At 29.2% G+C, this 18,097-nt stretch carries 14 protein-coding genes; 8 read left to right on the top strand and 6 right to left on the bottom strand.

Annotated features, from left to right (window positions below):
• Window positions 1–9: 9 nt before the first annotated feature.
• Window positions 10–672 (bottom strand): DUF2490 domain-containing protein, encoded by a 663-nt coding sequence (locus tag A8C32_RS01590; protein WP_165605771.1) that lies wholly within the window; start codon window positions 670–672, stop codon window positions 10–12.
• A 310-nt stretch (window positions 673–982) separates the two neighbouring features.
• Here A8C32_RS01590 and A8C32_RS01585 point away from each other — a divergent pair, with 310 nt between their 5' ends.
• From A8C32_RS01585 to A8C32_RS01570, 4 genes are all read left to right on the top strand, one after another.
• Complete coding sequence (locus A8C32_RS01585) at window positions 983–1,762, top strand: universal stress protein (protein ID WP_069828697.1); 780 nt, start codon at window positions 983–985, stop codon at window positions 1,760–1,762.
• A 13-nt stretch (window positions 1,763–1,775) separates the two neighbouring features.
• A complete protein-coding gene (locus tag A8C32_RS01580; RefSeq protein WP_069828696.1) occupies window positions 1,776–3,614 on the top strand; it encodes an SLC13 family permease in 1,839 nt (612 codons plus the stop codon).
• A gap of 19 nt (window positions 3,615–3,633) precedes the next feature.
• Window positions 3,634–5,259: a phosphoenolpyruvate carboxykinase (ATP) gene (pckA, locus tag A8C32_RS01575; protein WP_069828695.1), complete on the top strand. Its 1,626-nt coding sequence runs from the start codon at window positions 3,634–3,636 to the stop codon at window positions 5,257–5,259.
• A gap of 205 nt (window positions 5,260–5,464) precedes the next feature.
• Entirely contained in the window at window positions 5,465–6,784 is a 1,320-nt protein-coding gene (locus tag A8C32_RS01570; RefSeq protein ID WP_205635358.1) for an ATP-dependent 6-phosphofructokinase, read from the top strand.
• An 828-nt stretch (window positions 6,785–7,612) separates the two neighbouring features.
• Here the strand turns inward: A8C32_RS01570 and A8C32_RS01565 are convergent.
• The 5 genes from A8C32_RS01565 to A8C32_RS01545 all read right to left on the bottom strand — a co-directional run bounded on the left by A8C32_RS01565 (window position 7,613) and on the right by A8C32_RS01545 (window position 14,744).
• Window positions 7,613–8,245 (bottom strand): response regulator, encoded by a 633-nt coding sequence (locus A8C32_RS01565; RefSeq protein WP_069828693.1) that lies wholly within the window; start codon window positions 8,243–8,245, stop codon window positions 7,613–7,615.
• 202 nt (window positions 8,246–8,447) lie between these two features.
• Window positions 8,448–8,891 carry a retropepsin-like aspartic protease gene (locus A8C32_RS01560; RefSeq protein ID WP_069828692.1) on the bottom strand — a complete coding sequence of 148 codons (444 nt, stop codon included), beginning with the start codon at window positions 8,889–8,891 and terminating at the stop codon, window positions 8,448–8,450.
• 5 nt (window positions 8,892–8,896) lie between these two features.
• Complete coding sequence (locus A8C32_RS01555) at window positions 8,897–11,452, bottom strand: CHAT domain-containing protein (RefSeq protein ID WP_069828691.1); 2,556 nt, start codon at window positions 11,450–11,452, stop codon at window positions 8,897–8,899.
• Window positions 11,453–11,483: 31 nt separating this feature from the next.
• Window positions 11,484–13,439, bottom strand: a complete 1,956-nt coding sequence (locus tag A8C32_RS01550) for a DUF7849 domain-containing protein (protein WP_205635357.1) — start codon at window positions 13,437–13,439, stop codon at window positions 11,484–11,486.
• 279 nt (window positions 13,440–13,718) lie between these two features.
• A complete protein-coding gene (locus A8C32_RS01545; protein ID WP_093455577.1) occupies window positions 13,719–14,744 on the bottom strand; it encodes a hypothetical protein in 1,026 nt (341 codons plus the stop codon).
• Window positions 14,745–14,878: 134 nt separating this feature from the next.
• On the opposite strand from A8C32_RS01545, the gene A8C32_RS01540 reads away from it, so the two are divergent.
• From A8C32_RS01540 to A8C32_RS01525, 4 genes are all read left to right on the top strand, one after another.
• On the top strand, window positions 14,879–15,460 hold the full coding sequence (locus tag A8C32_RS01540) for an RNA polymerase sigma factor (protein WP_069828690.1): 582 nt from the start codon (window positions 14,879–14,881) through the stop codon (window positions 15,458–15,460).
• Between the two features lie 4 nt (window positions 15,461–15,464).
• Window positions 15,465–16,211, top strand: coding sequence for a tetratricopeptide repeat protein (locus tag A8C32_RS01535; RefSeq protein WP_069828689.1), 747 nt, complete (start codon window positions 15,465–15,467; stop codon window positions 16,209–16,211).
• Between the two features lie 80 nt (window positions 16,212–16,291).
• The gene (locus A8C32_RS01530) at window positions 16,292–17,059 is read left to right on the top strand and encodes a TatD family hydrolase (RefSeq protein ID WP_069828688.1); all 768 of its coding nucleotides are present in this window, start codon (window positions 16,292–16,294) and stop codon (window positions 17,057–17,059) included.
• 3 nt (window positions 17,060–17,062) lie between these two features.
• On the top strand, window positions 17,063–18,094 hold the full coding sequence (locus tag A8C32_RS01525) for an asparaginase (RefSeq protein ID WP_069828687.1): 1,032 nt from the start codon (window positions 17,063–17,065) through the stop codon (window positions 18,092–18,094).
• Window positions 18,095–18,097: the final 3 nt, after the last annotated feature.

The following is an 18,097-nucleotide window of genomic DNA, read 5'->3' as shown; positions in this document are numbered from 1 at the left end:
GTGATAATTCTATTTTTTAGACTGTAAAATTTTATTTTGAGATAATATTGTTTTTTTCTTAATCAAATTAGTTTTAAATAAAAGAACTATACGCAACCTGTCATACTTAGCCTTTGGAAAACTATTTTTTATATATCCGGTTTCTAATTTTATTGAATTGGAAATGTTGCACCCTAAACCTGCATAAAATCTATTTTGATTAAAGTTAGAAGTGTTAAAGGAGTAGAAAAATTCATTAAACGTTTTCAAATAAAAATATTTATTAATAGGGTATTTTAGTTGAAGTCTATATCTCAATCTGTAATTAGTAATATCGTTGTCCTTCTTGTTAATCCACCTATTTTCAAATCTTAATCTATTTGAAATTCTTAGTTTTTTTAGTTTTATATTAAAAACATTTTCTTGATAAAGCCACAATTGTGTAGATCGTTTCTTTTGGGAACCTATAGCATAAGTCTCTGCGTCTAGGTATGCGATTCCAGTTGTTAAAAATAAATTATCTTTTGCTTTATATGTTAAGCCTATTCTTGCAAAAGAAAATTCATAAGCATTAAATAATTTATAGTGGCGTAGAATGCCTACCGTAGGGATACTCCATCTTTTTGCTATTTTGTTATTTCCTGAAATAACTATCCAAGAGCCAATAATATCTTCTCTATTTTTTTGAGCCAATAAAAGGCTTGTATTAAAGAAAATTAAAATTACAATCGTAAGACTTCTTAAATTTTTTACACACATAATCTAAAGCATTATATTTTAAAAACTATCGCAAGGTTTTAAATTTTATGCGCTATAAATATGATTAATGTTAGGTTTTAAAAATTAAATGAATAATAAAATTATGTACATATAAATGTCCTTTTCATCATTAATAATATATGCAGAATAAAATAAGCTTTTTTCAAATGGATGTGATATATGTCATGTTTTTACACCTGAACAATTTCTAGTTTTACTGTATTAATAATTAAATCTGGATATCATGAATAAAATTTCTAACATCTTAGTGCCTTTCGATTTTTCAGGCTCTTCAAAAAAAGCATTGGATTATGCAATGGATTTTATAAAGGATAACAAAGACATGAAGATAATTATGGCTTATGTTACAAATGATAATAACCATAAAGAATTAAAGAAATCTTTTGATTCTATTATGGTGAAGAATAAAATTAAAGAAAATGTAGAGTGGGTTTCTGGAAGTGGTTCTTTAATAGATTTTTTAACAAGTATTTTAGAATCTAAGCAAATAGACTTAGTTATCATGGGAACTTTTGGGGCATTAAATGATCCTTATAAGGAAAGTACAAATACTTCAAAAATGGTATTAGAAGCAGATTGTCCTGTTCTTGTAATTCCATATAAAATAGATGATTTTAAAATTAAAGATATTGCATTAGTTATTGGAAAAGAGGAAATTGACGATGCTAAAGTTTTGAATGTGTTACTGGATATTTCTAGGAAGTTTAAAGCTAAAGTACATGTGGTTACTATTAAAAATTTACCAGAGACTTATGGGTATTCTCCAATAGATGAAAAGAACGAGAATATATTAGCTTATTATTTAGAGGAGTTTTATTCTGAGCATACATTTATAGAACATACAGATGTTTTAGAAGGTATTATGACTTATGCTAAAAAGCATAATATAGATATGATAACTATTCTTCCTAGAAATCATGCTAAAAATAGCGAAAAATCTAAAGGTCAATTAACAGAATTGTTAACACTACACTCTAAAATACCAGTGTTAGCTATAGACTAAAATACATTGTGAAATGATAGCATTATTTATAATTCTTAGTATAACTATTATCCTATTTATATGGGGTAAGTTTCCTCCAGATGTAGTCGGCATATTATCCATGCTCGCTTTGTTTCTTACAGGAGTTATAGATTTAAAGGAAACCTTAATAGGGTTTAGTAACCCAACAGTAATAATGATTGCAGCTCTATTTATAATTGGAGAAGGGCTATCAAGAACTGGGTGGACTGCTCTTGCAGGGCGTAAATTTGTTGAATGGGCAGGGAATAGTGTTAATAAACTATTAGTTATCGTTACTCTTGGTTCTGGTGTTTTATCTGGTTTTGTAAGTAATACAGGTACAGTGGCTGCTTTACTTCCAGTAACAGTTTCATCGGCTTGGAATGCAGCAACATTACCATCTAAGTTGTTAATTCCAGTGGCTTTTGGTTCTAATACAGGAGGTCTTTTAACACTTACAGGTACACCCCCTAATATTATAGCAAGTAATGCTTTGGTAGAGAGCGGATTTGAAGGACTTTCATTTTTTGAAATAGGTTTAATAGGATTGCCTCTTCTGCTAATAACAATACTCTATTTTAGATATATAGGCAATAGGTTGCTTCCTAATAATAAAACGAATAATAAGCCCGTAGATATTAATTCTGAATTGCATAAATGGGTAAAAGATTATAGTATAGGATATAATTTATATCGATTTAGAATTCGTTCCATGTCTCCTTTAATAAATACAAGAATTGGTGATTGGGAATTTGAAAAAAACAGTGAAATATCGATAATTAGGCTACGTAGAAGGCATCCAAATATTTTAAAAAAAACACCTCCTTTTGTAGAATTTCCAACTATGGATACTGAAATGAGATATCATGATAGTATTACAGTTAAAGGAAATGCAGAAGCAATTAATGCTTTTATGATAAAGTTTAAATTAGGAATAATACCTACTCCATATACTAATGATGAGTTAAAAGGTGAATTTATCAACCAAGAAGTAGGATTGGCTCAAATGATAATTACCCCTAGTTCTAAATTTATTGGACAATCTATTTCATTGGGTTCATACTTAAAACAAATAGGAATACAGTTAATTGGAGGTTCTAGAGGAAACAAACCTTTAACAGATGTCAATGTTAATGTAAAGTCTGGAGATGCTTTTATAATAAGAGGTTCATGGAATGCTATTGAGACATTACAAAAATCTCATAATAATGTAGTAATATCTGGTAGTCCCGAATCTATGGCAAAAAATGTAGATCAGCTTACTTTTAAATCTTATTTGGCTTTAGGAACATTGTCATTGTTAATCATATTACTAGTTTTTAAAATTATGCCTGGAGCTATAGCTTCTTTAGTTTGTGCAGGAATCATGATGTTGTCTGGTTGTATACCTATATCTAAAGCATATAAAGACATAAGTTGGACAAGTGTTATTATGATAGCAGCTATGATTCCTATGGGAGTTGCGTTACAAAAAACAGGAGCAGCACAAATGGCTGCAGATTATTTAGTAACTACTTTAGGGGCAATTCACCCATCTGTTTTATTGGGAGGTATATTTTTATTAACAACAGCATTTAGTCAGACTATTAACAATTCTGCTACAGCAGTACTTATGGCTCCAATAGCTATTATTGCGGCAACTACATTAGGAGTGTCTCCAAAACCATTTATGATAGTAGTAGCCATTGCAGCGTCTACAGCATTTTTAACACCAGTTGGTACAACAACTAATGCAATGGTAATGGTAGCAGGTAATTATAAGTTTATGGATTATATGAAAGTAGGCACCCCGCTTTTATTACTCTTGTTTTTAACAACAGTGATCTTAGTACCACTAATATGGCATTTTTAATCAATTAAATTATAAAACTATGGAAAGTACGATTATTGAAAGAAGTCTAGAAAAGTATGGACTAAACAATGTAAAAGCGCATTGGAATTTAGATGAAGAAACATTACAGAAACTTACTCTTGAACAAGGTTTGGGGGTAGAAACAGAAAATGGAACTTTAGCTGTAAATACAGGTAAATTTACGGGACGCTCTCCTAAAGATCGTTTTTTAGTTAAAGATGACTATACTAAAGATAAAGTATGGTGGGGGAGAATTAATAAACCGATCTCTTCAGAAAATTTTGATAGATTATATGATGAAGTAACTAAATATTTGTCAAACAAAGAAGTTTATGCAAGAGATGCAGCTGTTTGTGCAGATCCAAAATACCAATTGAATGTGCGTACGATAACGGAATACCCGTGGTCAAATTATTTTATTAAAAATATGTTCTTAAGGTTGAATGAAGAAGAATTGGCTGGTTTTGAAGAAGATTGGTTAGTGCTTTGCGCACCAGGATATGAAGCACCAAATCCAGAATCTTTTGGTATTCGTAAAGGAAATTTTTCTATTTTAAATTTCACGAAAAAAATAGCACTTGTTGGTGGGTCTGCATATACGGGAGAAATGAAAAAAGGTATTTTTTCTGCGTTGAACCTTATCTTGCCAGTAGAAAAAAATGTACTACCTATGCACTGTTCTGCTAATATAGGTAAGAATGGAGATACAGCTATTTTCTTTGGTTTATCAGGTACAGGAAAAACAACTTTATCTGCAGATCCAAACAGAAAACTAATTGGAGATGATGAGCATGGTTGGACAGCGGAAAATACTATTTTTAATTTTGAAGGAGGTTGTTATGCTAAAGCAATAGACCTAACCGAAGAAAAAGAACCAGACATTTTTAGAGCGATTAAACCTGGGGCGCTACTGGAAAACATTGTTTTTAAAGAAGGTACTAAGGAAGTGGATTATTTTGATAGTACAATAACACAGAATACAAGAGTTAGTTACCCAATAGATCATATTGACGCTATAGCAAAACCGTCTTATGGGAAAAATCCAAAAAATATATTTTTTCTTACCTGTGATGCTTTTGGAGTATTGCCTCCTGTATCTAAACTAACTCCAGGGCAGGCTGCATATCATTTTATTTCTGGTTATACAGCTAAAGTAGCAGGAACAGAAGCAGGTGTAACAGAGCCTATACCTTCTTTTTCAGCTTGTTTTGGTGAGCCATTTATGCCATTACATCCTACAAAATATGCAGAAATGTTAAGTGAAAAAATGATAGAAGCGGGAGTTAATGTATGGTTAATAAACACAGGGTGGAGCGGTGGCTCGTATGGTGTAGGATCTAGAATTAAATTAAAGTACACAAGAGCAATGATTTCTTCAATTTTGGAAGGGGAATTAGAAAAGGTAGAGTACGAACAACATCCAATTTTCGGATTATATATGCCTAAATACTGTAAAGGAGTACCAACAGAAATATTGGATCCAATGAATACTTGGTTGCAAAAAGGAGCTTATATAAGTAAGTCTATTCAGTTAGCACATTCGTTTCATCTAAATTTTGATAAATTCATAAACCTAGCATCTGATGAAATCATGCATGGAGGACCATTAATTGATGCCCATCAAATTCTTGATCATCATTTATAAAAGTTTTAAATGAGTGCTATTGCTAAAAAGTAATTTGGAGATGATCAATAAAAATGTATTAAGAATAATGTTTTTCACCGTTATTTTATTCTTAATACATTTTTAATGCTAAGTGATTTCATAGAAGTCATTCAACATATTAATGTAAAGTTACTCTAATACCAATTATGACTATTACTTAAAATTATATTAATCACACTATATAATGATGGAGAAGAATTTTAAAATACATACAATAGGAAAAGCTACAATAAACTCTCCTTTAGATTTAAGCAAAAAAAGAGGGGATAAGATTTTTAATTTCGTAACAGAAAACGAAAAAATAATTTATAATATTTTTTACGAAAATTATAATAAGTGTTTAAAAAAGAATATTATGCCCTTGTATATGGAAAAAGCAGGTCCAAGAGAGCAAATTTTTTTTAATCCAAAAAATGTAAAAGCAGCTATTGTAACATGTGGAGGTTTGTGTCCAGGTATTAATAATGTAATACGTGGTACAGTAATGACGCTTCATTACTTCTATGGAGTTGAAGATATTTTAGGAATCCCTTATGGTTTTGAAGGATTGAATAGTAGTATAGGGCATAAACCTATAAAGTTAACACCAGATAAGGTTAAGGATATTCATGAATTTGGAGGAACTATTCTAGGTTCTTCAAGAGGTGCTCAAGATGTTAACGATATGGTGAATTATTTAGTTGAAAATAACATCAATATGCTTTTTGCTATAGGAGGAGATGGAACGTTAAAAGGAGCTGATGCTATTGGTAAAGAAATAGATAAACAGAAACTTGAAATTAGTATTGTTGGAATTCCAAAAACCATCGATAACGATATTGATTTAATTGATAAATCTTTTGGGTTTGAAACGTCTTTTGATGTCGCTAATCCAATTATAAGAAACGCAGCTATCGAGGCCAATGGAGCTAATAATGGTATTTCTATTGTAAAATTAATGGGTAGAGATAGTGGTTTTATTGCTGCTTCTGCAGCCCTTTCTATGCCTGTTGTAAATTTTGTATTAGTTCCCGAAATGAATTTTCAGTTGAAAGGAGAAAATGGGTTTCTAAAGAGTTTAGAAAAACGATTGAAATCTAGAAAACATGCTGTAATTGTAGTTGCTGAAGGGGCAGGACAACATTTAATTAAAAACGGGAAAACAGTAAAAGATGCATCAGGAAATTTAAAACATCATGATATTGGTTTATTTTTAAAAGAAGAGATTCAAAGTCACTTCAAGTCTATTAAACAAGAGGTTACCATCAAATATATCGACCCCAGCTACATCATCAGAAGTGAAAAAGCGAATTCTAGCGATAGTATTTTTTGTAGTAGATTAGCGTATCATGCAGTGCATGGAGCGATGGCAGGAAAAACTAGATTTGTAATAGGTGTAGTCAATAATATATTTGTTTACTTACCAATTTCGGAAGTAGTTAAGAAACGTAAGAAAATAGATTTAGAAGCTGGATTTTGGTTTGCTGTTTTACAAAGTACAGGTCAGCCTTTTAATATGAGTTAAAAAGGTGTGGTTCTTTTATTTTAATAAATATTTATTATGCCTACTAAACATAGAGTGTTGTATATGTGTATAGTTTTGTAAAAGATAAAAGCTCCAAATCATTACAATTTGGAGCTTTTTATAACTCTCCCTAAAGAACTATTAATAGTATTATAAAGGTAATTTGTTTACTCGTTATAAATAATAGGGCTTCTACGTATTTTTTGCACCCCGTATTATTACGTGGTTATAGTAGAATCTTAAATTTAGAGAGTATTATAATGTGTAAGAGCATATTTTGTGAGAGAAAAGGCTCTAAATTGTAATGATTTAGAACCTTTATTGATTCTCAATAAGAATTAATTAATAGCAAGGTAAAAGTAATTTTTATATTTAGTAAAAAGAATACGCACTTCTACGTATTTTTTATGTGTAAGGATTTAAGTAGAAGATTAATTGTTGTGTTCAATATTCGTGATAGTATAACTGAATTAAGAAAGTATATTATGTAAAAAATGAAAAGCTCTAAATCGTAATGATTTAGAGCCTTTTTTTAATTCTCCCTAAGAACTAATTAATAGCACTGTAAAGGTATTCTTTATAATTAGTATAAAAAATACGCACTTCTACGTATCTTTTTATATGTTGGGTCTTAAGTAGAAGAGTTAATTAAGTTATTGTATTCTATATTTGTGATAGTATTCTAAAAAAAGAAGTTTTTTTGAAAAATATAAAAGCTCCAAATCACAATGATTTAGAGCCTTTTTTTAATAGCACCCATTAAGAACTAATAACAGTGTAAAGGTAATTTATGAGATTAATATAAAAAATACGCACTTCTACGTATTTTTATAAATATGCTTTATTTAAATTAGCCCAAATGGAAAGAGATGTGGGTTTGTTGTCTAGACCTAATTTAGCAACAATGTTACTACGGTGTTTATCTACTGTGCGAACAGATATTATTAATTCTTCAGCAATATCTTGACTAGTTTTATTCTCAGAAATAAGTTTTACTATTTTTAATTCAGATTTTGTTAGTAAATTTAATGTATCTGGTTTTTGTTCTAAAGTACTTGCGTTTAAGTAAGATGCTATTTCTGCGCTAAAGTAAGGTTTGCCGCTAATAACGTGTTTAATACACATTTCTATTTCTTCTATAGCAAACTCTTTTAAAATATATCCATATACATTAAACTCTTTAGCTTTATCGTATAATTCTTCTTCCTTATCAAAAGTGATAAGAATAACTTTTGTATGTAAATTGTTTTTTTTACAAGCTTCGGCTATTTCTAAACCAGTTTTATGTGGCATTCTTATGTCAAGAATGGCAATTTCTGGTTTTAATTTTATAATTAGGTTGTAAGCGCTATTTCCATCTTCTGCGCTTCCAATAATATTATATCCTTTAGAGGTTAAAAAATCAGTAAGGCCTCTTAGCATCAGTGGATGATCGTCTGCAATTACAATAGAGGTATTCATTAATGTTTTAGGGATTAAGTGCTATTAATTAAAAAAGTGAGTTCGTATTAAGAGAGTTTTTGTAGCTTTAAATATAGATATTTCTTTTTGTAATCTATAATAGCTTTATCTTTTTAAGATATCTGCTTCTAAGAGTCTTTTATTGATTTTTAGTAGATTATGTGTTATTAGTTGAAAAAATAAATTTGTGTTATGAGCTTTTTTATAGCTTTAAATATATATATTTCTTTTCATAATCTATAATAGCTTTAGCTTTTTTTAAGATATCTGCTCCTATAATACCATCAACAGGTTTCGAATTGTGGTTTATTAAGGCTGTATTTACATGAGTTAGATCAAATAACACCAAGACAACTTTATTGCTTACCCACTTTCCTATTTTAATTTTATTCTTTTTAGATGTTTTAGTATCCATGTTTGTAGCACCAGCACCTGCAGCTTTTATTTTAGAATCTTGTACTTTTAATTTAAATGGATTAATAGCTTCAAAACCTACACAAGAACTTGAAGCCCCAGTATCTAAAATAAATAAACCTTTTGTACCATTAATAGTTGCTTTAATTTCAAAATGGTTCGTTTTTGTAAGCTTTAGTTTTGTTTTAGTATAGTCTTTTTCAAGAAGAAATTCCTGCAATGTTTTTTTCATATGATTTACTTAAATTTCAAAAGTAAAATTACTATAAATAGAAGGATAAATACAATTATACCTATATTATAAAATAAAGGTCTATTGTAATCTGGTTTTGTAAATTCCCCATAATAAACAAAAGCACTCCAGTAGTATGGAGATTTTTTAATATTACTGATAGTGTTATTTTCTATATACTCAATTTTGGAATTGTGATTAGCAAGATATGTAGCTTGGTGTTTGCTATAATTTTCATAAAATGATTGTATGATTTGAGACGCTGATAAATCATTGATTCGCCATAAGGAAAACAGTACATTTTTAGCTCCAGAATACTGGAAGCCACGAGCTATACTCATAGCTCCTTCTCCTTTGTATAGTTTTCCAATACCTGTTTCGCAGGCACTTAAAACGACTAGGTTTGTATTCAAATTAAGGCTGTATAATTCATTTAAATACAGTGTATCATCATAAAAATCAATATTAGCAGGTTTTATAAAATCACCAGCATTAGCATGTGTAGATAAATGCAAAATATTATAGTTATTAGCGTTTTTTATAAAATTAGCTTTTGTTGCTTTATTATACATAAATATTTTAGAGGACATTTCTGTATTTATGGCATGCGCTTCTTCTATTGAGTAAGTAAGCTTTTTTTTAGTGTTTTCAAATACAGGAAAAAAGCCGAGTAGCGTATTCGTTTCTACAGGTTTATTTTTTGTTGAATAAAAAAGAGCACTAGAATTATAAAGTACATTATGAGTTTTCACCAGGAAAGGCATTTTGGAATAAGATGTTGTACTTGTTTTAGAAGTTAATAAAGATTCGAAAGAGATAAAATTCAATAATCCATCAGGTATAATAACAACATTTTTACTTGTTGAAATAGTATTGAATTTTAATAGTTCAAAAAGATTAAATGCTTTTGTTGTAAAAGTATTTATATTATTATTTATGATTGAGGCGTTATCAAAAAGATGAATGAAATCGGTAATTTGTTTTCTGGTATCAGTATTTAAAATAATTTTATCTAAATAAATGTTTTTACTTAAAATTGTAAACTGATATATGGCAGTTTCTCCATAAAAATATTCTACTAATACAGTATCATCTTTTAATAATTTAGCTTGCAATGTTTCTAAGGATAAGTTACTAGTACTCTCTGGGTATTTTTTTAAAATGGCTGTTTTTATTGTTTTTAATTTAAGGCTGATTTCGCTAAGGTTTTTGCTTAAAAGGTTTATTCTTGATGCTTTACTATTTCCCATTTGTTCTTTTACAAGTAAACTTGTAATATGTTCTTGTTTTTTTAAAAGATTAATTTCTATAGTTAACAAGCTGTCATTAGGAAATTGTTTTTGGCGCAATTTTTTTTGAAATACTTCTTTTAAAACAGATGCTTTGCCGTTTTCAGAATAATGAAATGCGTCATATAAATAGGTCTTATTTTTAGTTTCATTGAATTTATTATAAAGAAGACTAATACATTTTTCGCTTCTAATTCTATTATTGGTTTGATTTAAAATTTTAGCTTCCTGCGAGGTCCAACTATTTTGTAATAATTTTGAAACATGAAAGCTTAAGTTAAAGTATTGAAGTGCTTTCTCTGTATTGGACTGCATGGTGGCATATAAATCAAAAATGTCTATAAATGTATTTTCAGGATATAAATTATTTTTATCATAGAAGTCTTGAGGCGTAAGATTAGGGATTAGTGTTTTTAAGGCAAGGTTTAGGCTCTGTATTGCATTATTTTGTCTGTTAAGTAGATAATATAGTTGTGCTTCTTCAACATAAAACTTTGAGAGATTTCTAATAGACATGTTTGTTTTGTTAATGGTTGTTTTTGCTTTTTTGAAAGCATTTAATGCCTGATTATAATTACCTTTTTTTAGTTGGATTAAGTAATCGTTTTTATGCTTATTGAATTTTGAAAATTTTGAAGTGGCGTTTATAAATGATGCTTCTTCATATTTTTCTAAAGCTATTAAATTTGTGATTTTAATAGCTGTTAAATGTTTCTTTTGTGTGTTAGATATATTGGGGAGTTTGGAAGTGTTTTCAATAATTTTTAAAACGATTTTATATTTACCTATAGTTTCGTATAGTTTAGCAAGATTAATGGCACCGCTAACTTGATGGTTTATGTTATTACGCTCTTCAGCAAAAAAAATATATTGATTTATAGTATTTATAGCATTGGTATAGTCACTCGTTTTGGTGTACAAATTACCTAAGGGTTTTAGGCAACTTTCAATAATATCAAAATCAGAAAATTTTAAAAGATTGTTTGATTGAAATCGTTTTAGGGCATCTTCATAACTAGTAATGGCTTCTTTTAGTTTAGAATGTTTGTCTAAATAGTAGCCTTTGTTGCACTGCAAAAAGACTAAGGCTAATTGCTCGTCTTTTGTATTAACTAGTGTTTTATATGTTGATTCTTGTTGGTTTAATAGTTGTAATGATTCATTGTTTTGGTTGCTAATAAAAACTTCGGTGGCTACATAAATGGTCTCTTCAAGTGTTTGTGAAAAACTAATTGAATTTATTAATAGAAAGAAGAAGTATAATTTTTTCATAAGAATGAGTAGCCTAAATATGATTTAGGTCTTAAAATTTCCATATAGCATAGAACTGCCAATAGCTAAGATGGTCTTCAAAACTCATAATATAACGAGCGCCTAAACTAGGGCCAATTCTAGAAAAACCAGCAGTGGCTTCAAATAATAGACCTGTTCTTAAGTTTGTAAAAGAATTTGTTTCTTCTTGGTTTTCCTCAATAGTATTAAAAATAGAAGCTGGTTGTTGAAAACCTTCAAATTGTTCAGTTAAAATATTTTGTTGTCGCTTTTCATTTATAGAAATAGTGTTCTGTAAACCTGTTCCCAAACCTATATAATTATTTATGTTATAACGTATTAAAATAGGAATATCCCAATCTATATTTTTGTAAGATGTACTTGTTGTAGTACGTTGTGTAAAACGAACCCCACTAGGATCAGTAATAATTTCGTTTAAAACTTGGGTATCACTATCATAATTATGAAGATTGTTCATCAATTCTATTTGCCAATACCATCTATAAGATTTAAAAGGTGAAAGTGTAGCTCCAAAGAAGTAACTTTCAGAGTTTTTTAAATCATTAAATGAATTATAGCCCACTTTTGCTCCAATTGAAATACCTGGTAAAAAGCGTGTTGTAGAATAATTGGTGATGATGGGATCATTTTTATCAAAAATAATAGCAGTCCTACTTTTTGTCTTTTTCTTATGGAAATCTTTAGCAAATTTGATACTGTATTTTACAAAACCTTTAGTGGAATCATGTTCTTTTACATTTTTTTGCTCACTCCCTGGTAAATAAATATTTTTAAAAGTAAAAATAGCTTGTTTGTTTGTGAATGTAGTGTCAAGGCAACTATATAAAACATCTCGTTTAGGGCATATTTCGCATTTAGGATACATATCTAAAACTTTTAAAGTTGATTTGTCTAACATTTCAGGAATGTCTGTTTCTAATCTTATAGTTCTAGCAGGACCTTCTCCGTTATTTTGGAATTTAATTTTATATTTTAAAGTTTTAAAACGGACTAATCTATAATTCATTAAAGTTCCGTTTGATGACATTTTATTAGGGTCGTGTGAAGTCACAATTTCCATTTCCATGTCTTTTACTTTGTGATTGTCAAAGTTAGCATCTGGTATGTAAACACCTCTAACAGATATAATGGCACTAGTATCTTTAACCATTTCTGGTGTTGTTTTAAAACTAAAGAAGATATTACGTTCTTCATTAGGTTGCATATTGTCAAATTCTAAGAGGCTCCAATTTTTATATAATGCTTTAGAATCTTGAATGGTGAGAGGTAGATTCATTTTTTGAGTAGTATCTTGTATAACTTTCCTTGCTTGAATCGTTTTATTATCTATAGATGCTAAGTAAGTTCTATCATCATCAATATTGTTTGTAAAAGTAAATGCATCGTTTAGAGTATTTTTTTCATTATAATAGGTTCTAGTTTCAGTTAATTCAAAATTATTAGCTTTATATTGGAGTTCATTATAAAACAAATAAATTTTCCCATTAGCTACATAATCTTTAGCATTTTTATAACTCATGATAACTACCATATCTTGATCGGGTACTGGTTCTCTGTTTCGTTTTAAAGTAAAGTCTTCGCTCATTGATGCAATGTCTTCATATGTAGAAGTTATATTGTTAATCGCGACCTTTTTAGGTCTTGAGGTTGGAGGTTTGCCTACATCGTAATTGTTTGTAGCCCATAGCTTAATTTCATATTCGCCAGCTTTTTTATAAACATGTTTAGGAGTTTCTTTGGTGCTATAGTGTCCATCTCCAAATTCCCAATAATGGGTGTAGAACGCTTTGGGAGCACCTGCAATTTGATTTAAAACAGGTGTTTCTGGGGTGCATATAACTTCGTTATTATTAATGCTATATTTTATATTTGCTATTCTAGGTATGGTATCTATTTTTGTTTTTTTTTGAGCAAAACCATAAAGGCATAATAAACAGAATAAAATAGTAATAAAATGTTTAATCATTATAATAATACGTGTTAGTTGTTTTATAAATATACAAAAGTTGATTTGTTTAACTTAATTTAGTTGTCCAAGGTTTAATACAATAAGCGTCAAGTTAGCAATAAGTATTAATACAATAAATATTATAAGTAATGTGGGAGTGGTTTTTTTCATAACTTTAGGGTATATATTATATATACAGGCAAGTCCTTTATATTATCCTTCTTTTTGTAAGAAAAAAACCAGGTTAAACCTTGAAGCAAATTACTTTAAGTAGTAGGTCATGAAAAGGATAGATATTTACGGTAAGTCATTAATGATAGTTGTTAATTGAGCTTCAGTAACAGTAGATGTATCATCATTAGTAAATGTTATAATTCCATTTTCTGTGATAGTAGCTGCTTTTATAGCATATTTCCAATCATTTGCATCTTCAGTTACAAAAATAACATGACATTCTAATCCAATAGGGATTTGTCCATAATGTTCGCTAAATAAACCGGTATTTGAATCGTAAGTGTCTAAATTGGCTAAACCAGTGTTTTCACCATCATAGGATAAAAATACAGAACAATTAGTGTTATTATAACCTTCAGGTACATTAACTAATATGGTTGTTTTTGGTCTTGGGTCATTATAAAAACGATCTACATTAGACCATCCAAAATCTCCTAAAAAAGCATAGTATTGATTACCTTCTGCAAATACGCCTCCTTGTCCAGTAGCATTATCTCTAACTTGATCCCAAGCTAAATTATCATTTTCGTCAATTCTACCTTTCCAAAGTAGCATGTCATTATCTATTCCACCTGTTAAATTTGAAGGAATAGCCAATTGGATACTACAACTTATATCTAAAGATTCTCCATTTTGAGTGGCATTTACAAAAAACTCTCCACCAGAAATCAACAAGGCTTTATCTCCATTAGGTAAGGTACCCATTGTTGGTTTATTTGTTGTTAGCATATGGCCTTTGTCAAATAATTCGATAAACTCTAAATCTACAGTTCCAGTTATAGAATTTCCATTTAAAGTTAAACAAGATCCGTTAAGGTTAATTTGAACACCTTTTTCAGATGTTAAAGATATCGTACCATCTTCGGCATTAAACTGAAAATTTTGTGTTTGATTATTTAAAGCTTCTTGTTTTAAATTACTAAAGTCTTCAGCGGTAGCACGAATTATAATGTCTACGTCGTCGTTATTTTTAGAACAGCTAGTAAATAATAAAGTCATTATTAAAAGTGTACCAAATGTGTTTTTCAAATTTTTATTCATATCATTTAAATTGTTTGAATGTTTGTAAAATTGCTTTATAATTTTCATGATTTCTAATTTTTAAGGATTAATTAATTTTATGTAAAGCATATAGCTGTTACATCCTTATATCAAAATCATTTTAATATTGTTACCCTTTGTTTTAAAGTTTTTTTACTTTAGTAGGAAATACAAGAGGGGGAATGGGTGAAAAAAAAATACACGAAGACCAGAAATACATAGAAGGTTTATTAAACAACAATTCATTTATTATACAAGCTATATATGATAAGTTTGTGCCTAAAGTTGTTAATTATATTAAGCTAAACAATGGTACTACAGAAGAAGCTCAAGATATTATTCAAGATACTCTAGTAACCATATATAATCAAGCGAATGAAAAAGAATTAAAGCTTACATGTCCCTTTGATGCTTATTTTTTCCTGCTTTGTAAACGTAAATGGTTAAATGAATTGAAAAAATCTTCAAAAAAAGAGGTAACAATTAATGAAGAGATTTTATCTAAAAGTGACGAGGCTCAAGAACTAGCTTTTGAAACGTCTGTGTTTGGAGAAAAAGAAGCTTTATTTGCAGAAATGTTTCAAAAATTAGGAAATGCTTGTAAAGATTTATTAGCAGCTACATTTAAAATAAAGTCTATGGAAGATGTAGCAAAAAAAATAGGCGTTACATATGCTTACGCTAGGAAAAAAAAATCTTTATGTATAGGTAAGTTAACTGAGCTGGTTCGTAAATCGCCAAAATTTAACCAACTTAATAATTAATTAAATGAAAGATCAAGACTATATATTATTTGAAGAATATCTTTCTAAAATACTTCCATTGGATGATGTTGAAGCTTTCGAGGCTCGATTAAAAACCGATTTAGAGTTTAATGAGTCTTTTAATTTTTATAAAGAACTATCTTCTTATTTAGAGCATAAATTTAAAAACGAAGAAGCTTCAAAATCATTTCAAGAGAATTTACAGAGTATATCTAATAACCATTTTAATAAAACAGAAACAACCTCTAATATAAAAGAGAAATCAAAAACCTTTAATCTTTATAAATATGCTATTGCTGCAAGTATAGCTTTATTACTTGGGATTTTTGCATTAAATCAATTTTCAAACCCTACGTATAATGATTATGCAGATTATGGCAGTATTAGTTTAACTGTTAGGGGTAGTAATAATGAGCTTTTAAATACAGCAGAGCATGCATTTAACTCAGGTAATTATGCCAAAGCCGAGGATGCGTTTCGAAATTTAATAAAATTAGATGAAAATAATTCAGAATTAAAATTATATAGAGCCATTACTAATATTGAATTAAATGATTATGAAATGGCAGATAAGGTTTTAGAAGATTTGCGTCGAGGAAATTCCGTTTATAAAAACAAAGCGACTTGGTATTTAGCTTTGAGTAAATTAAAACAGAAAGATAATAAAGCATGTATAGATGTTTTAAAAACAATTTCTGAAGATGCGGATGATTATAAGCAAGCTAAAAAACTCTTAAGACAGTTAGATTGATTTATAATCTTGTAAGATTTAAACATAACAAAAAACTTAAAAGTCATTATTTAAACTAATGACTTTTTTATTTTTACCAAATGATTATAACAGATACACATACACATTTATATAGTGAAGCGTTTGATGAAGATAGAACAGAAATGATAGAGCGTGCTTTGCAACAAGGCGTATCTCGCTTTTTTATTCCAGCTATAGACTCTAATTATACAGAGTCAATGCTTGATCTTGAAAAAAAATATCCAGACCATATGTTTTTAATGATGGGGGTACACCCAACTCATGTAAAGGATAATTATAAAGATGAGTTAAAACATGTTGAAGAGATGCTCGCTAAGCGAAAATTTTATGCAGTAGGCGAAATTGGAATTGATTTATATTGGGATAAATCAACACTTAGTATTCAACAAGAAGCCTTTAAATATCAAATTCAATTAGCTAAAAAATATAAATTACCTATAGTTATTCATTGTAGAGATGCTTTTGATGAAGTTTTTGAAGTTTTAGAATCAGAAAAAAGCGAGGATTTATTTGGTGTTTTCCATTGTTTCACTGGAACATTTGAGCAAGCGTATCAAGCCATTTCATATAATATGAAGTTAGGTATTGGTGGCGTGTCTACTTTTAAGAATGGAAAAATCGATAAATTTTTAAGTGAGATAGACCTTGAACATATCGTATTAGAAACAGATTCTCCTTATTTGGCACCAACACCTTATAGAGGAAAACGAAATGAAAGTGTTTATATAATAAAGGTATTAGAAAAACTGTCCTATATATATAATAGAAGTGAAGAAGATATTGCAGCTATAACAACACAAAACTCTAAGAATGTTTTTAAAGTTTAATATATGAGCCAGTCAAAACCAAAGATACTACTTATATATACTGGAGGTACTATAGGGATGGTGAAAGATTTTAAAACAGGAGTGCTTCGTGCTTTTGATTTTAAAACACTTTTAGAAAAAATACCAGAACTACAACTTTTAGATTGTAATATTGATACGGTATCATTTAAAGAACCAATAGATTCTAGTAATATGAATATGGAATATTGGATTCAAATAGCCGAAATAATAGAGCTTAATTACAATGAGTTCGATGGTTTTGTAGTTTTACATGGCAGTGATACGATGAGCTATACAGCATCAGCATTAAGTTTTATGTTAGAAAACTTAGCTAAACCTGTCGTTTTTACCGGATCTCAACTTCCTATTGGAGATTTACGTACAGATGCCAAAGAAAATTTAATAACATCTATTCAAGTGGCTTCTTTACAAACTGAAGGTAAGCCAACCATTAAAGAAGTCTGTTTATATTTTGAATACAAATTGTATAGAGCTAATAGAACAACTAAAATAAATGCTGAGCATTTTCAAGCGTTTGCATCTTTAAATTATCCAGACTTGGCTGAATCTGGTGTGCATTTAAAAATTAATAACAAGTTTTTATTTAAACCCGATTTAGAAAAGAGATTAATCGTTCATAAAAAGTTAGATGAAAATATCGCATTAATTAAGCTTTTTCCTGGGATTACTAATTTGGTAATAGAAAGTGTATTTAATACACCAAACTTAAAAGCGGTTATTATCGAAACGTATGGAGCAGGAAATTGTACTACCGAAAAATGGTTTATTGATATACTAAAAAAAACGATATCTAAAGGTATATATATAATCAATATTACTCAATGTTCTGGAGGAAGTGTGATGATGGGACACTATGAAACGAGTAATGAGCTGAAAAAAATAGGTGTTATTTCGGGTAAAGACATCACAACAGAGGCTGCTCTGGGTAAATTAATGTATTTATTAGGGCAAAATATTTCTGATAAACTGTTTAAAATCACGTATGAAGACTCCTTGAGAGGGGAAATGACCTAAAAA

Origin of the sequence: Flavivirga aquatica (assembly GCF_001747085.1) — a bacterium.
GTDB classification, from domain to species: Bacteria; Bacteroidota; Bacteroidia; order Flavobacteriales; family Flavobacteriaceae; genus Algibacter_C; species Algibacter_C aquatica.
This window is presented reverse-complemented; position numbering and strand designations above follow the sequence as displayed.